Origin of the sequence: Promicromonospora kroppenstedtii DSM 19349 (assembly GCF_000515355.1) — a bacterium.
In the GTDB taxonomy this organism is placed as follows: domain Bacteria; phylum Actinomycetota; class Actinomycetes; order Actinomycetales; family Cellulomonadaceae; genus Promicromonospora; species Promicromonospora kroppenstedtii.
This window is the reverse complement of record NZ_KI911756.1, coordinates 25,606-26,512: the sequence shown is the minus strand read 5'-3', so window position 1 is coordinate 26,512 and position 907 is coordinate 25,606. Positions and strand designations below refer to the sequence as shown.

Annotated in this window: 1 protein-coding gene; it reads right to left on the bottom strand. The window is 71.8% G+C overall.

The features are described from left to right. Window positions 1-555 precede the first annotated feature (555 nt). Window positions 556-907: VIT1/CCC1 transporter family protein (locus tag PROKR_RS26340; protein WP_211240249.1), on the bottom strand; the 352-nt coding region annotated here is incomplete at its 5' end.

The window sequence follows — 907 nt, the reverse complement described above, 5'->3', positions numbered from 1 at the left end:
GGGCGCGGGAGCCGAGGGCTCCGGCGCGGGCGCGGGAGTCGCGGACCCCGGCGCGGTCGGCGTCGTCGCCGATCCGATGCTGTCCGTGGTCGCCTGATCGATCCTCGTGACCGATCCGAGCGCGCCGGTGGTCCGCGCGACGGTCTGGACCGTCGCCTCCACCGTGTCACCGAGCACCGAGCCGAGAGTCGGCCGGTCAGCGGCGTTCGAGGGCGCTGCGAGGCAGACACCGAGCGCGAGGCCCGCGGCGCCGAGCGTGAGGGTCCCGACGGCACGCACGACGAAGCGGCGGAGGTGGTCCCCCGTGCTCGTCAGCGCGTACCTCGACATCGGTCTCCAGCTCTCCGGCCCGCGACGGACCGCTCAGCAGACATGCATACACATTTAATCTGCGGGGCGTTCCGAGGTTCGGCAACCACATGGCTGCGGTTTGCGGATCGGGAATATTGTGCTTGGGAACACGAGTATGTCGGAAGAGGCGCTATATCTCAGTCATTTCAGGGCATCCGGTGCTATCGGCGAGCCGCCCGGACCGGCCGGGTGAACTCTCCGAAATCACCCGACCGTGGCCCCGAACACGAGGCCGAGCAGGTACGTCGCCGCCGCCGCGCCGAGACCGATCGCGATCTGGCGCAGCGCCCGGGTGAGCGGCGAGGTACCGGACAGCAGTCCGACGACGGCGCCGGTCACCAGCAGCGCGATCCCGACCAGCGCCGTCGCGACCGCCACCGCCGCGAGGCCGTCCAGCCCGAGCAGGTAAGGCAGCACGGGGACGACCGCGCCCGACGCGAAGAAGAGGAACGACGACACCGCGGCGCCCCAGGCGGTGCCGTGCGTCTCCAGGTCGTCCACCTCGGCTGCGGGCTCGGTCCCTGCCTCCTGATCAGCCCCGGCGGCCCCGGCCGCC